The 15022-nt window shown below is 60.9% G+C and carries 16 protein-coding genes; 14 read left to right on the top strand and 2 right to left on the bottom strand.

Annotated elements, in window-relative coordinates; translation table 11 throughout:
* Positions 1–41 precede the first annotated feature (41 nt).
* On the bottom strand, positions 42–335 hold the full coding sequence (locus BS300_RS04530; protein ID WP_019446630.1) for a hypothetical protein: 294 nt from the start codon (positions 333–335) through the stop codon (positions 42–44).
* A 212-nt stretch (positions 336–547) separates the two neighbouring features.
* Here BS300_RS04530 and BS300_RS04525 point away from each other — a divergent pair, with 212 nt between their 5' ends.
* The 12 genes from BS300_RS04525 (at position 548) to BS300_RS04470 (ending at position 11329) form a co-directional block, all read left to right on the top strand.
* On the top strand, positions 548–1993 hold the full coding sequence (locus tag BS300_RS04525; RefSeq protein ID WP_071911068.1) for a coniferyl aldehyde dehydrogenase: 1446 nt from the start codon (positions 548–550) through the stop codon (positions 1991–1993).
* An 11-nt stretch (positions 1994–2004) separates the two neighbouring features.
* Positions 2005–2595, top strand: a complete 591-nt coding sequence (locus BS300_RS04520) for a TetR/AcrR family transcriptional regulator (RefSeq protein ID WP_071911066.1) — start codon at positions 2005–2007, stop codon at positions 2593–2595.
* On the top strand, positions 2576–3094 hold the full coding sequence (locus BS300_RS04515; RefSeq protein WP_071911064.1) for a hypothetical protein: 519 nt from the start codon (positions 2576–2578) through the stop codon (positions 3092–3094). The genes BS300_RS04520 and BS300_RS04515 overlap by 20 nt, the downstream gene beginning before the upstream one ends.
* Before the next feature lie 17 nt (positions 3095–3111).
* Positions 3112–4296: an iron-containing alcohol dehydrogenase gene (locus BS300_RS04510; protein WP_071911062.1), complete on the top strand. Its 1185-nt coding sequence runs from the start codon at positions 3112–3114 to the stop codon at positions 4294–4296.
* A 176-nt stretch (positions 4297–4472) separates the two neighbouring features.
* Complete coding sequence (locus BS300_RS04505) at positions 4473–4733, top strand: GNAT family N-acetyltransferase (protein ID WP_033114285.1); 261 nt, start codon at positions 4473–4475, stop codon at positions 4731–4733.
* Positions 4720–5310, top strand: a complete 591-nt coding sequence (locus BS300_RS04500) for a nucleotidyltransferase family protein (RefSeq protein WP_071911059.1) — start codon at positions 4720–4722, stop codon at positions 5308–5310. Before BS300_RS04505 ends, BS300_RS04500 begins: the two co-directional genes overlap by 14 nt.
* A gap of 71 nt (positions 5311–5381) precedes the next feature.
* Complete coding sequence (locus tag BS300_RS04495) at positions 5382–7205, top strand: SulP family inorganic anion transporter (protein WP_071911056.1); 1824 nt, start codon at positions 5382–5384, stop codon at positions 7203–7205.
* Between the two features lie 121 nt (positions 7206–7326).
* Entirely contained in the window at positions 7327–8673 is a 1347-nt protein-coding gene (locus tag BS300_RS04490; RefSeq protein WP_071911357.1) for an MATE family efflux transporter, read from the top strand.
* Positions 8674–8684: 11 nt separating this feature from the next.
* Complete coding sequence (locus tag BS300_RS04485; RefSeq protein ID WP_071911053.1) at positions 8685–9296, top strand: hypothetical protein; 612 nt, start codon at positions 8685–8687, stop codon at positions 9294–9296.
* Positions 9297–9568: 272 nt separating this feature from the next.
* Entirely contained in the window at positions 9569–9784 is a 216-nt protein-coding gene (locus BS300_RS04480) for a DUF465 domain-containing protein (protein ID WP_041208625.1), read from the top strand.
* Positions 9785–10024: 240 nt separating this feature from the next.
* A complete protein-coding gene (locus BS300_RS04475) occupies positions 10025–10684 on the top strand; it encodes a DUF480 domain-containing protein (protein WP_041208627.1) in 660 nt (219 codons plus the stop codon).
* 87 nt (positions 10685–10771) lie between these two features.
* The gene (locus BS300_RS04470) at positions 10772–11329 is read left to right on the top strand and encodes a HutD family protein (RefSeq protein WP_071911052.1); all 558 of its coding nucleotides are present in this window, start codon (positions 10772–10774) and stop codon (positions 11327–11329) included.
* A gap of 84 nt (positions 11330–11413) precedes the next feature.
* On the opposite strand, the gene azu is transcribed toward BS300_RS04470, so the two are convergent.
* The gene (azu, locus tag BS300_RS04465; protein ID WP_071911050.1) at positions 11414–11854 is read right to left on the bottom strand and encodes an azurin; all 441 of its coding nucleotides are present in this window, start codon (positions 11852–11854) and stop codon (positions 11414–11416) included.
* Positions 11855–12128: 274 nt separating this feature from the next.
* Here azu and BS300_RS04460 point away from each other — a divergent pair, with 274 nt between their 5' ends.
* Together BS300_RS04460 and BS300_RS04455 are read left to right on the top strand one after the other, a co-directional pair.
* Positions 12129–13172 carry an FAD:protein FMN transferase gene (locus BS300_RS04460; protein WP_071911354.1) on the top strand — a complete coding sequence of 348 codons (1044 nt, stop codon included), beginning with the start codon at positions 12129–12131 and terminating at the stop codon, positions 13170–13172.
* Between the two features lie 156 nt (positions 13173–13328).
* Complete coding sequence (locus BS300_RS04455) at positions 13329–14975, top strand: response regulator (protein WP_071911048.1); 1647 nt, start codon at positions 13329–13331, stop codon at positions 14973–14975.
* The last annotated feature ends 47 nt before the right edge of the window (positions 14976–15022 follow it).

The raw sequence follows: 15022 nt of genomic DNA, 5'->3' as shown, positions 1-15022 counted from the left end.
ATTATCTCATTGCCCAGGAACCAGGTTCCCGGCATTGCCGCTCAGCGTTTACGGTGCCAACGCGGCGAGGTGGACTTCTCTCCCCAGGGGGTCACACAGGGGAGCAGAGCCCCTTCAATCACCGCATCGCAGCTGGCCAACGCCTCGGCAATCTTTTGGTGCAGCACCCGCAACACCTTGCCTTCATGCTCGGCCAGCGAGTGGCCGGCGGCAAAGAACTCCGGCTGATACTGCAGCGCCAGCTTCTGGGCAAATTCGTAAGTGTTGAAGCAATCCGGCATCCGCTCAACCACATCTTCAAGCCGGGTCAACAAGCTGTTCAATTCCCTGGTCATAGTGCTCCCTCCGTGCATGTGAATAGCCAAAAACTACCTCTTATTAGATAAGCCACCAACGAGCAAACCACAAAAGTGTGGGGAGGAACACAGTTCTCTCTTGCGTCCAGCCGCCGGTGACAGGGGCAGATGATGCCAGCTTTACACTTGCGCAACAAACGACTAGATTTAGACCGACCAATCAGTCGGTTGTTTTTCAGACGGAGAAGATCATGGGAGTCGCACCGCATCAGCACAGTCCGGAGGATATCCTCGCCATCAAGCTGGCCCTGCCCGAGCAGCTGGAGCGGCTCAAACGGGCGAGCCGGGAACACCCCATGCCGACGCTGGCCGAGCGGCGAACCCAGCTGACCAAACTCAAGCGGGCGCTGCTGGCTCACAAGGAGCTGCTCTGCACGGCGCTGGCGCAGGATTATGGCCAGCGCAGCCACTACGACAGCCAAATCGCCGACATTCTCCCCTGCATCATGCAGATCAACTACACCCAGAAGCGGCTCAAGCGCTGGATGCAGCCCCATCGTCGCCATGCCGGTCTGCTGCTCGCCCCCGCCAAAGTGGAGGTACACTTCCAGCCGCTCGGGGTGGTCGGCATCATAGTGCCGTGGAACTTTCCGGTGATGCTGAGCCTCGGCCCCCTCATCACCGCCATCGCGGCAGGTAACCGGGCGATGCTGAAACTCTCCGAGTTCACTCCCCATACCAACGCCGTGCTGCGAACCCTGCTCACCACCACCTTCAACGAGGACGAGATCGCTGTCATCGAGGGGGATGCCCAGATGGCGGCCGCGTTCAGCTCGCTCCCCTTCGATCACCTGCTGTTCACCGGCTCCACCATGGTTGGCAAGCTGGTGATGGCCGCCGCCGCGCCCCAGCTCACCCCGCTCACCCTTGAGCTGGGTGGCAAGAGCCCTTGCCTCATCGCCCCCGACATGCCGGTTGAGACCGCCATCGAGCGGATGATCTTCGGCAAGAGCCTCAACGCCGGCCAGATCTGCGTTGCCCCCGACTATGTGCTGCTGCCCCGCAGCGAGGTGGAGAACTTTATCGCCGCCTATCGCAACCACTTTGCCAAGCTCTACCCTGCCGGGCTCGCCAGCCCCGACTACGGCGCCATCATCAACGATCGCCAGTATCAGCGGCTGGTCAGCTGGCTCGATGAGGCCAAACAAGCGGGTGCCCAGCTCCACCCCTGCGCCACTCCGGCGCGGGATGATCAGCGCCGCCTTCTGGCCCCGCATCTGCTGACCGGGGTGCCGGGCCACTGTCAGGTGATACAGCAGGAGATCTTCGGCCCGCTGCTGCCGCTTATCCCCTACGACACGCTGGAGGAGGCGCTCGCCTATATCGCCGAACGTCCCCGCCCGCTGGCTCTCTACCTGATGAGCTTCGATCCCGAGCTGCAGGCGCGGGTGACCCGGGAGACCCACTCCGGCGGCATGGCCATCAACGAGAGTCTGTTCCAGGTGGCAGCCGATGATGTGCCGTTTGGCGGCATCGGCGCCTCCGGCATGGGCCACTACCACGGACACGAAGGCTTTCTCACCTTCTCCAAGGCGAAAACCGTGCTGACCCGCGGCAAGTTCACCACCGGCTCCCTGATCCATCCGCCCTACAACAGCTGGATCCAGAAGCTGATGATGGCTTTCTTCCTGCGTTGACGGAGCCCGCCATGACCGACAAGCGCCGCCAAATTCTGGATGCCGCCCTCGCCCTCTGCGCCGAAGATGGTCTGCAGGGGGCAGCCACCGCCCGCATTGCCAAGGCGGCCGGGGTCGCCAACGGCACCCTGTTCCACCACTTCCCGAGCAAAGAGGCACTCATCCTCCAGCTTTATCAGGATGTGAAGACCCGGATGGGCGCTGCCATCTGCGAAGCCGATCCCGATCTGGCACTGCGCGAGCAGATCCACCACTACTGGCAGCAGGCGATGAGCTGGATGCTGGCCCACCCCAACGAGCTCAAATTCGTGCTGGGTTTCTTTCACTCCCCCCTGCTGGCCCGCCCGGCCCGCAGCCAGATCTTGAATGACACTCTGCGTTTTTTGCCCGCTTTGCTGGTCAAGGGGCAAGCCAGCGGCGAGCTGATGCAGGCCCCCGCGCCGCTGCTGCTGGAAGTGTGTCAGGGCCAGTTCCTCGCCTGCGCATCACTCTTTGTCGATCAACCCGAACTTGGGCAGGATGCCCACTGGCAAGCCAGTGCCTTTGCCCTCTTCTGGTCAGCCATCTCAGGAGCCAACCCTTATGACAACTCCGACCGTTGAATCTCTGGCCACACTGGGCCGCCGCCTCTGGATCACCACTCTGCTCTGGGTGGTGGGCCGTACCCTCTGCCGCGCCGCCCGTATCGACGAGGCGGTGCGCCGCGAACTGGCCCCCTTGCCGGATGGCCTGGCCATTCGCCTTGAGGTGGGGGGGCTTGATTACGCTATGAACATGCATAAAGAAGGAGGGCGCTGGTATCCCGGTGAGCCGGCTGCACCCCATGCCACCATCCATCCGCTGCGGGTGCGCTTCAAGCACCCCAATATCGCGTTTCGCGCCCTGAGCTTTCGGCTCGGGGTCAATCAGGCGTTCAGTGAAAACCGGCTGCTGGTGGAGGGGGATCTGACCACCGCCATGCATCTGGTGCGGGGGCTTGAGCAGTTGCAGTCCCTGATCCTGCCTGCCTTTATCGCGCGGCCGCTGCTGCGCCACTATCCGGCCCAGCGCAACAAGCTTGGCCGTGCCTGCAACATTTATCTGGGTCTGGTAACCGGCTGAGCGCAAGGAGCCTTGATATGAGCCGCTATTACGATTTTTTCTGTCCGGTCAAACTGCTGGCCGGTGAACAGGCGCTGGAGCAGCTGGCCAGCGAGCTGGCAAGCCTTGGTGCTCGCCGCCCCCTGCTGCTGACCGACAAGGGGGTCAATGCCACCGGTCTTGCCACCCTGCTGGCCAATGTACTGGCCGAAGGGGAGCTGCCGGTCGCCACCATCTGGGACGAGATCCCGGCCGACTCCTCCACTGCGGTGGTGGAGCGGATCGCCAAGCACTACGCCGAGCTCGACTGTGACAGTCTGGTGGCACTGGGAGGCGGCTCGGTCATCGATACCGCCAAGGCGGTCAATATCCTGGCATCCATGGGCGGTGAACACCTGCTCGACTACTCGGGCGCGGGCTGCCTCACCCGCCCCCTCAAGCCACTGGCGGTAGTGCCCACCACGGCGGGCACAGGTTCCGAGGTAACGCTGGTAGCGGTGATCAAGGATGAGGCGAGCGGGCGCAAGGTGCCCTTCACCTCCCCCTTCCTGCTGCCGCAGCTGGCGGTGCTAGACCCCCGTCTGACTCAGGGACTGCCCCTCAACATCACCGCCGCTACCGCCATGGATGCCATGACCCACGCCATCGAGGCCTTTATCGGCACCGCCAAAAATCCGGTGAGCGATGCGCTGGCCCTGATGGCGGTAGAGAAGATCGCCAATGCCCTGCCTCTCATCCTCAAGGATCCGCAAAACAAGCAGTTGCGGCTGCAATTGGCTGAAGGTTCCACACTGGCGGGCATGGCCTTCTCCAACTCCATGGTGGGGCTGGTGCATGCCCTCGGCCACAGTCTGGGGGCACGCTGCCATCTGCCCCACGGCCTGTGCATGAACCTCTTCCTGCCTACCGTGCTCGATTACAACCGCCCCGAGGTGGATGGCGAGCTGGCCCGCCTGCTATTGCCGCTGGTGGGAGCCGAGCGCTTTGCCGCCACCCCGGCCCACCAGCGGGCCGAGGCGACCATCACCGCCATCCGTACCCTGCGCGATACCCTGTGGCAGGCGGTCAAGCTGCCGCGCACCATGAGCGAGGCGGGGGTGAGCGATCGTTCACTACTCGGGGAGATACGGGATCTGGCCGTCAACGACGGCGCCATGCTGTTCAATCGCAAGGATGCCGACCGTGAGCAGTTGCTCACTCTGCTGGAGCGGGCCTGGGCCTGAACCACGCAGACAAAAGATACCCGGCAGAGCGCCGGGTATCTTTTGAGCAGGATCCCGATATGACGCAGAGAGGGCACATCAGGGGAGGATATTGACCCCATGCTGCCGTTATCTGTTCTATACCTTGGCTAACAGTTATTGTGCAGACAGCCATCTTCATGCCAGAGGTGCCCACCATGAGCGACATCATTCATCAGGCCAACCAGCAGCAATTCATCTGTATGGTGGAGGGGAAGGAGTCGAGATTGCGCTACCGGCGCCTCGATGCCAAGACCATCGATGCCTACAGCACCTTTGTCCCCCCCGAGCTGCGGGTGCAGGGGATTGCCGATCAGCTGGCCCGCGCCCTCTTCAACTGGACTCAGGCAGAGGGGCTCACTATAGTGCCCAGCTGCAGTTACATTGACGTCTGGTTACGCCGAAATGCCAATAGTTGAGCCATTAGATCCCAAGCAAGAACACGCCTTCCAAGCCAAAACCGAAGCGCTGCTGCGGGCCGATCCGCAGCGGATGGCCTGCCTGCAGGCCGCCGCCGAGCTCAATCTGCCCGACTGGGCGCTGGGGGCCGGCTTTATCCGCAACCTCATCTGGGATCATCTCCACCACAAAACCGAGTCAACCCCGCTCAACGATATCGACCTTATCTACCTCGATAGCAGCGACCCGCAAGGGCTGGCCGAAGCAGAGCACGAAGCCTGGCTCGCCAAACGGCTGCCCGGCCAACAGTGGGAAGTGCGCAATCAGGCCCGCATGCACACTCGCCAGCTGGTGGCGCCGTTTGCCAGCAGCCTGGAAGCGCTCAGCCACTGGGTCGAGGTGCCCACCTGCATCGGCGTGCGCCTGACCCAAGATGGCGAGTTCGAGTGGCTTGCCCCCTATGGCTTTGCCATCAACTGGTCGTTGCAAGTGAGTGCCAACCCCAGATGCCGCCAGGACAAACAGATCTTCACCCAGCGCATCAAGGAGAAGCAGTGGCAGACCCTCTGGCCTGACCTTCAGGTAAACTGGCCATAACCTGATTGCAATCTTTCGATAACCTTGGGCACACTAGGGGAAAAGCTGGTTGTAACTCAATGGGTTAAATAATGCGCGACTTCTTCTCTCTCGAACGCTGGCTACCGGGCCTCGCTGCCCTGTTGCAATACCAGCGCGCCTGGTTGATGCCTGACCTTCGCGCTGGACTCTCGGTCGCTGCGGTGGCCCTGCCCGTGGCCATTGCCTATGCCGAGCTCGCCGGGGTCGGCGCCATTGTCGGCCTCTACTCCTGCATTCTGCCCATGCTGGTCTATGCCCTGTTCGGTACCTCCCGCCAGCTGATCGTCGGCCCAGATGCCGCCACCTGCGCGGTCATCGCTGCCGTGGTGACGCCGCTGGCGGCAGGTGACCCGACCCGCCACTGGCAACTGGTAATGACCATGACCGCCATGACCGGTTTCTGGTGTCTGATTGCCAGCCGCTTCAAGCTGGGGGTGCTGGCCGACTTTCTCTCCCGCCCGATCCTGATGGGGCTGCTCAACGGCGTGGCCATCACCATCATGGTGGGCCAGCTCTCCAAGATCTTCGGCTTCACCTTCAGCGAGCGCTATCTCATCGAGCGGATCGTCAACGGCACCACCTACATCACCCAGACCCATCTTCCGACCCTGGCCATGAGTCTGGTGGCACTGGCTACCCTGCTGCTGGCCAAACGCTTCCGGCCAGCCTGGCCCTCCTCCATGGTGGCCATGGTGATCACCGCCGCACTGGTGTGGGCACTCAACCTCGGTCAGTACCATATAGCTACCCTCGGCAAGGTGGGCTCCGGCCTGCCCGCCTTCCAGATGCCGGAATTTCCCCCGGGACTGATGCGGGAGCTGGTGCTGCCGGCTCTCAACCTCGCCATGGTGAGCTTCGTCTCCATGATGCTGACTGCCCGCAGCTTTGCCGCCAAGAACGGCTATGAAATCGATGCGGACAAGGAGTTCCGGGCGCTCGGCATGGCCAACCTCGCCTCGGCCATCTCCCAGGGCTTTGCCATCAGTGGCGCGGATTCGCGCACCGCGGTCAACGACGCCAACGGCGGCAAGAGCCAGCTGGTCTCCATCATCGCCGCCGGGGTGATCGCTCTCATCACCTTCTACCTGACTGCGCCGCTGCAATACATCCCGACCGCAGCCCTCGGGGTGGTGCTGGTGATGGCATCCCTGTCGCTCACCGACTTTCGCGGCCTCTGGGCGCTGCGCCACTCCGACCGCGCCGCCTTCTGGTTGGCACTGGTCACCTTTATCAGCGTGCTCACCATGGGGGTGATCCCGGGGATCACTCTTGCCGTGTTGCTGGGGCTGTTCCAGTTCCTGCGCAATGTGATGCGTCCCACCGACCAGCTGCTCGGCATGGATGACGAAGGGGTGGTGCGCACCCTGGGGGATAACGAGCAGGCCAAGGCGATCCCGGGCATTCTGGTCTATCGCTTCAACTCGCCGCTCACCTACTTCAACGCCCCCTACTTCAAGCGGCGAGTCATGGCCCTGCTGGTGCAGGATCCCCACAATCCCAAGTGTCTGGTAATCGATGCCGTCGCCTGCTTTACCCATCAGGACATCAGCGTGATGAGCATGGTGGGAGAGCTGCACAAGGATCTGAAACGGCGCGGCATCCATATGGTGATGGCGGGGCGCCACGGCCAGATGACCCACTGGCTCAAGCAGGCGGGAGTGCGGGTGGGCGATGAGGGGATCATTCTCTGTCCCGACATGTATCAGGCGCTGCGCATGACCCGCTGCTACCGCGAGCCGGTGTTCAGGGATGACGATGTGGTCGAAAGCACCACGGATGCCATCCTCTCCCGCTGGCCACAGGATGATGCCCTGCCCGACTCGGCACGTCTTACCCTCCCCTGCGAGCAGGAGGCGGGCACCACGCCGGCCTGATCTGCCGACCAGCTCCTCTGGCCGGAGAGTCTCCGGCCAAGGATTGCACCTGCTCCGCGCTTGGTGTTAAATGCCCGACCAGATGGCACCAGATCGTGCCGTCCCAGCTGTTGGACATGTCATGCAAACTCAATCCCACGCAGGCCCGGGCACGCTCTTTGCGCTGACCTGGCCGCTCTTTATCGATCTCGCCCTCCACTTTCTGACCGGCGCTCTCAACACCTTCATGGTGGGACATGTCTCCTATCAGGGGGTCGCGGCACTGGCGGTCGGCAATCAGGTGTTCGATCTGGCCATCACCCTGTTCAGCTTCGTCAGCATCGGTACCAGCGTGGTGATCACCCAGTATCTGGGGGCAGGTGACAGGGAGCGCAGCCGGGTGGTGATCCACACCGCCATCGGCTTCAACCTGTTGATCGGTCTGGTGGCGGCTATCGGCGTGATGGCCGGTGCCAGTACCATGCTGGCGCTGATGAACCTGCCAGCCAACCTGATGAGCGATGGCACCCTCTACCTGCAGATCATCGGCCTCTGCCTGCTGCCGGAAGCGGCGGCGCTCTGTCTGGCGGCGACGCTGCGCGCCCACGGCCATACCCGTCAGGCGATGTATGTGACTCTCATCGTCAACCTCATCACCTTTGTCGGCAACCTGCTGCTGCTCTACGGCTGGTTCGGCCTGCCCCAGATGGGCGTGGCGGGTGTTGCCATCAGCACCGTGGCTGGCCGTCTGGTTGGCGTGGTGATGCTGGTCTGGCTGGTGGCCCGCAAAACCGGCATTCACCTCAAGATCCGCGACATCGTTCACCCCAGCCGGGAGATGCTGGGCAAGGTGCTCCATATCGGCCTGCCTGCCGCCGGCGAGAACCTCTCCTGGATGCTGCAGTTCATGGTGGTGACCGCTTTTGTCGGCCTGCTGGGGGACAAGGCGCTGGCAACCCAGTCCTACTTCTTCCAGATCTGCCTGTTCATCCTGCTGTTTGGCCTCTCCATCGGTCTTGGTAACGAGATCATCATCGGCCATCTGGCGGGCGCCAGACAGTTTGACCGTGCCTATCAACAGCTGCTCAAGAGCCTCAAGCTCGGGCTCGCGGTCACCTGCGTCATCGCCGTGGCGGCGGCGCTTAATGGCCGCACCATCATCAGCCTCTTTACCGATGACCCCGACATCATCACCCAGGTGGCACAGCTCTTTCTCATCAGCCTCATCCTCGAGCCAGGCCGCACCTTCAATCTGGTGGTGATCAACGCCCTGCGCGCGACGGGTGATGCCCGCTTCCCCCTCTACATGGCACTGCTCTCCATGTGGGGAATTGCCGTACCCCTTTCCTATTTCCTTGGTATCATGCAGGGCTATGGACTGGTAGGCATCTGGCTGGCGCTCGCCTGCGACGAGTGGGTTCGCGGTCTGGCCATGTTCTGGCGCTGGCGCAGTCGTCGCTGGCAAAACAAAATCCTAGTTGAAACATAAGCGGAATCAGAATGAAGAAAATCGGACTCTTGCTGACTGCCCTGCTGCTCAGCCCTCTGGCCATGGCGCAAACCGCGCCCGCAGCCCCCAAGACTCAAGCCACCATGACCTGGTATGTGGCCCCCATCGTCATCGATGAGAGCAGCGAGGCCCAGAAGGCGCTGACCAAGGATTTCATGGCCCAGATGATCAAGACCATCAAGATCAACGAGTACCAGACCGGCAAGGCGGTGGGCAACACCAAAAATCCCAAGTGGCTGATCCGCACCAAGCTGATCCCCGCCAGCAGCGAACCGCTGGTCGGCAAGAAGCACCCGCAGGGGCTCACCTACGGCAAGGGCAACCCGACTCAGGAGATCGTCGGTGAGCTGCTGATGAACGGCACTCTGGTAGCTCACATCGGGCAGGGCTGGCGTGAGCCGATTGTTGCCAATACCCCGGTGGCCGAGCGCCTCTCGGTGGCCAACTACCGTTACGCCGTTGGCGATCAGGCCAAGTCGCCTGATCTCGAAGAGCTGGCCGCCCAGATCGGTTTCGAAGCGGGCAAGGTGATCCATCGCGACGGCAAGCCATTGCCGGAAAAGAAAAAGAAGAAAGATCAGACTGACAAGGATAAGGGGTGATTCCCCTCATCACTGAAAAGGGGCCACAAGGCCCCTTTTTGCTATCTGCCGCTCGCCGACCTCATGCCAGTGATGTGATCCGAGCCACGTTTTGGCCCATGCCTTGAATTGAAAACTCATTTATTCCGAATCAATTCAATGCCTTAAAAATAGCCTTTCAAGTATATCCAATCATTGCCCCTAAATTCGATCATGATCACGTTTATCACCGTCGCTAAGGGGTAGCTTGGTCTTACAGGCACAATCAAACGAAACCAAGGAGGCTCCATTACATGTTCCCAGAGTACAGAGAACTCATCTCGAGACTGAAGAGCAGTGATGTCCATTTCCAGAAGAAGTTTGACTTGCACAACGACTTGGATGAGGAGATTAGGAAGCTGGAAAAGCATCACGCCAGTGACTACAGCTCCGAGGTGAAGGATCTGAAAAAACAGAAACTTAAACTGAAAGAGGAGATATACGAGATCCTCAAGCAACATCCACAATAGATGCCTCGACGAATATCAGGATAAGCAACTTATCCTTCAGCCCGGCCAGAGAGCCGGGCTTTTCATTACCCACTCAACCTCACTCCATGCCAAGAAATAGCAATCAAATGGCTCCTCCTGCTGGCGACGGTTTCGCCAACCCCTCTGCACGCTCGCAAAAATGGCGGACAAAACTGGACGGAGCAGAGGTCATGGCTAAGATAGGGGCTCTTGATATCGTGATTTGCTAGGGAGTAGGAAATGGAGTTAGTACTTGGCCCGCTGGAGGCCCGTGTCATCGGGTGCCTGATTGAAAAAGAGATCTGCACCCCGGATCAATATCCCCTCTCCCTCAATGCACTGGTCAATGCCTGCAACCAGAAGAGCAACCGCGAGCCGGTACTGGAGCTTGCCGAGCTCGACATCCGCGCCGTGGTTGACGAGCTGATCCGCCGGCGACTGGTGGTCAATACCGCCGGGTTCAACGCCCGGGTGCCTCGCTATCAACACAGATTCTGCAACACCGAATTTGGCGAACTCAAATTCAGCGCTCAGGAGCTCGGCATCATCTGCGAACTACTGCTGCGTGGCCCGCAAACCCCGGGGGAACTGCGCTCGCGCACCAATCGACTGTGCAGTTTTGATGACGTCACCGAAGTGGATGCGGTGCTGACCCAGCTCATCGAGCGCGGCCCCTATGTGGTCAAGCTGCCGCGTGAACCGGGCAAGCGCGAATCCCGCTACGCCCACCTCTTTAGCGGTGAAGTGGATATTCAGGCGATGATGGAAGCCGCTCCGGCAGCAGCCTACGCCTCTCCTGCGGCGGATCGCCTGAGCGAGCTGGAGCAGGAGGTGAGCGAACTCAAGAGCCGTCTCGCCGCCATGGAAGCCCGGCTGGCGGCGCTGGATGGTCAGGGCTGATACCCTGCTACGCCAGCTGTCTATTTGTCAGGGAGCCGGGGGCAATCCCCCCGGCTCCCTCTGTTTTTTAATGCAGAGGAAGTGCCCGTGATCACCCTGATCAAAGAGTCTGACCACCAGAAGATGCCCTGGAAAAACAAGCAGGGCACCACAGCCCAGATCCTCATCTCCCCCAAGGGCGCGAGCCTCGACAAGCTCGACTTTGACTACCGGCTCAGCTCCGCCCCCATCAAGGAGGCCGGTCGCTTCTCTACTTTCCCGGGTTATCAGCGCATTCTGCTGCCGGTGAGCGGCGCCGGCTTCGTACTCAACGGCCACCCCTATGCCACCTTTGAAGCGGCCCATTTTGGCGGTGATGAGGAGACCCACTGCGAACTGCTGAAAAAAGAGGTGACCGACCTCGGCCTTATCTACCACCCGGACAGGATTGCGGCCAACGTGCGAGTATTGAACCTCCCCTTCCCCCTGACGCTTACCCTCGAGCCAGAGAAAACCTACCTCTGCCATCTGCTGAGCGGCCAGCTCACGGTGCAGGGGCAAGTGGTCGCTATCAACGAAACGCTGGTGGTGAGTGGTGAGGAGAGCATTCACTTCGACTGCCAGAAGAAGAGCACCATTGCCTTCTTTACCCTGCAAGGGAAGTAGCGACGGTACAGCAAAAGAGCATGAAAAAGCCGGGCAATCCCGGCTTTTTCTATTCAGGCTCCCGGCGCGATGCCGGTCATAGCCTTAGTTCACCTTGAAGGCGCCCTTCATCATGGCAAAGTGGCCGGGGAAGGAGCAGAAGAAGGTGAGATCCTTGCCGGCCAGACCGTCGGTCTTGAAGGTCACGCTAGTGCTCTCGCCACCGCCAATCAGCTTGGTGTGAGCCAGTACGCGGGGGTCATCCTTGGGCAAATAGTTGTTCTCGGCACCAGCGCTCATCCCGGCGGTCGCCACGGCCTGATAGTCGGCAGTAGTGGCCAGCACCCAGTTGTGGCCCATGCCGGTAACCGGCAGTTTACCGGTGTGGTTCAGGGTGACGGTTACCTCTTTGCAAGTCGCAGGTACGCTCATCTCCTTGAGGTTGTACTGCATGGCATCATTGCCCTCGATGACCAATGCGCACTCATCGGCCAGTACCGGGGCAGCCAGGGTACTCAGAAACAGCAGGGTAATCGCCTTTTTCATTATCTTCTCCTTTGATTGGCAATGAATGGCAACAGGTTTGCGCAACACTTCTTCAAGAATGGCCGCAAAGATGCTGTCAAAATCGACCTTTATTTTACTCACCTGTATTCAATCGGCTATGAATTTAGCCCGAAGCTGTGGGCCAGCTCACCAGAATAAGCAAAGTCTGTTTAATTTTTTCCGCCATTTTCTCCGGGCAGGGCTCGCCCGTCGCCAACCCCTTGGCTAAGCTAGCGCCCCGACCAGCCCTTCGCCAACAAGAGACCTGCTGATGATGGCCATAACCCCCGCTACCGCCCTGCGCTGCCTGCTGCTGACCCTGCTGCTGGCGCTCACCGGCTGCCAACCAGAGCCCCCGGCCCAAACCCGCATTCAGGGCAAAACCATGGGCACCTACTATGTGGTCACCCTGAGCGATCCCTTCCGCGGTGGCGAACCCGCGCTCAAGAGCGAAGTGGAGAACCTGCTGGCCCGGATGAACAGCGAGATCTCCACCTATGACCCCGACTCGCTCATCTCCCGCTTCAATAAGGGGCCGGCCAACACGCCGTTCGTCATCCCCGCAGCCATGGCCAAAATCGTCCGGCAGGGGATCGATGCAGGTCACCTGACCAATGGCAAGCTTGATGTCACGGTCGGGCCGCTGGTCAATCTGTGGGGCTTTGGCCCGGACAAGCGCCCCGTCAAACGGCCAGATGATGCCGCCATCGCCGCCGCCCGCCACAAGGTGGGCATCGACAAGCTGACCCTGACGCCACAGGGGGATCACTTCCTGCTCGAGAAGTCTATCCCTGACCTCTATCTCGACCTCTCCACCCTCGGTGAAGGGGCAGCCTCGGATGAAATCGCCGCCCTGCTCGAGAGAAAGGGGGTCAACAACTACCTCATCGAGGTGGCGGGTGCGGTGCGCAGCAAAGGCCACAACAGCAAGGGCTCGCCGTGGCGAGTCGCCATCGTCGAGCCCTCCGATCAGCCGGGTGCCTTCTCCGACATCGTCATCCCCAACGGCATGGCTCTCAGCACTGCCGGCAGCTATCGCAACTACTACGAGCTCGATGGCCAGCGCTACTCCCATATCATCGACCCCGCTACCGGCCAGCCCATCACCCACAAGCTGGTCTCGGCAAGTGTCATCACCCCCACGGCGCTGGAGGCCGATGCCTTCGATACCGCCCTGATGGTGATGGGCCCCACTGAGGCGATGGCTTTTGCCAAGGAGCACAAGCTTGCGGTCTATCTCATCGTCAAAACGGACAAGGGATTCGAGGCCCTCCACACGCCCCAATTTGCCCCCTATCTGGCAGAGAAGAAAAAATAAAAAGAGAGGGCCCACAACCGGGCCCTCTCTGTTTCCCGACGTTTCTCCCGCGACGACAGCAGAGCAAGGTATACAAACGACAACTTGGCCAATTGCCTCTTCAGCCGCTTTGGTGGCACACTTTCCCCATCAGCCCGTAGCGCCTCGACCAGACAGATGCAGATACCGGATACCGAGCCCGAAAAGAAAAGCCCAGCCAAGCCCCAGCGCATTCTGATGGTCAACGAGCAACGCTCGTTTCAGGTCATGATGAAGGCGATGCTGATCAATATCGGTATCAGCAACATCACCTTCTCCAACAGCGCCGAGGATGCGCGCCGCCGCTGCCAGAAGGGCAATTTTGACATCTATCTCATCGATTACGATCTCGGGGTCGGCGAGAATGGCCGCCAGCTGCTGGAGAGCCTGCGGGATCAGCACCTGGTTCCTCCCCAAAGCGTGGTGATCATGGTGAGCGGCGACAGCTCCCGCGCCATGGTGCTGAGCGCGCTGGAAGCCGAGCCCGACGAATACCTGATGAAGCCTTTCTCTCAGGAGCAGTTCTCGTTTCGCATCAAACGGGCCCTCGCCCGCCGTCAGGCACTCGCCAGCGTTTTTAGCGCCATGGCGGAGGATGACCTGCCCGCGCTGATTACCGCTTGCGCCGAGCGGGCCGATACGGTTCCACGCTATGCCAACTACTGCCGCTGCCTGCAGGCCGATACCCATCTCAAGCTGGGTCAGGCTCAGGAGGCGCGATCCCTGATGCGCCAGCTGCTGGCCGGGCAGGAGAACAGCTGGGCCCGCCTGACGCTGGGCAAGGCGTGCAACACCCTGGGGCTCCATGAAGAGGCGGTCAGCCACCTGCAGGCGACCCTGAAGAATACTCCCCTGATGGTGGAGGCTTACCGCTGGCTGGCAGAGTCCCAGCTCGCTCTTGGCAACGATGAGGTCGCCCAGCAAGAGCTCAAGCGGGCCGTCGACATCTCGCCCCAGTCAGTCCAGCTGGCTCGCCGATTGGCCGAGGTGTGCCTGCTGCGCCACGATTACGCTCAGGCCAAGGATGTACTGCTCTCTCTCATCGACCTGTCGCGCAACTCGATTCATCGCACCCCCCACTATCTGGGGGCCTATATCCAGACCCTGACCCTATACGCCCTCAACAGCAACGACAGCTACCACATCGCCAACCTGCAAAAGCAGGTCAACTCGGCCCTGTCGCGCATCCGCGATTCGCTGATGATGTCGGAGTTCAACTACCCGGTGTTCGAGCAGATCTGCCAAGCGCGGGTGCAGATTGCGCTGGGAGAGCTGCTCAAGGGCAAGAAGATGCTCTATCGCGCCAACCAGAACTGGCTCGACGAACCGGCCACCATGCCCCCGACCCTGCTCGGGGAGACCATCCTCGCCCTCTATCAACTCGGCGAGTTCGAATATGCCGAGAGTCTGCAAAGCCTGCTGGCCGAGGATGAGGATCACCTGCTCACCACCTGTATTCAGGCGACCCGGGATGACAAGACAGTGCTCGAGCGCCGTCAGCGCTACCAGCAGCTCAACGAACTGGGCATCAAGGCCTATCAGGCGGGCGAGCTGGAACAGGCGCTCGGTCACTTTCGCGAGGCGCTGCGCCGGGCCCCAGCCAACACCGGTGCCGCCCTCAACAAAATTCAGGTGTTGCTGCAACTGATGCAGAAAAACCGCAAGAGCCCGGAGTTTGGTACCGAGTGCAAGGACACTCTGGACATGCTCGACGGCATCCCCCTCAACCCCGCCCAGCAGGATCGTTTTCGCAAGCTGCGTCAGGAGTTCAACCAGTTCAGCTGACCTCGCACTCCCCTTGGGGCGCCTATGCTGAAACCAGACTGGCAGCA

Origin of the sequence: Aeromonas sp. SCS5, assembly GCF_001887375.1 — a bacterium.
Classification (GTDB): Bacteria; Pseudomonadota; Gammaproteobacteria; order Enterobacterales; family Aeromonadaceae; genus Aeromonas; species Aeromonas jandaei.
This window is presented reverse-complemented; position numbering and strand designations above follow the sequence as displayed.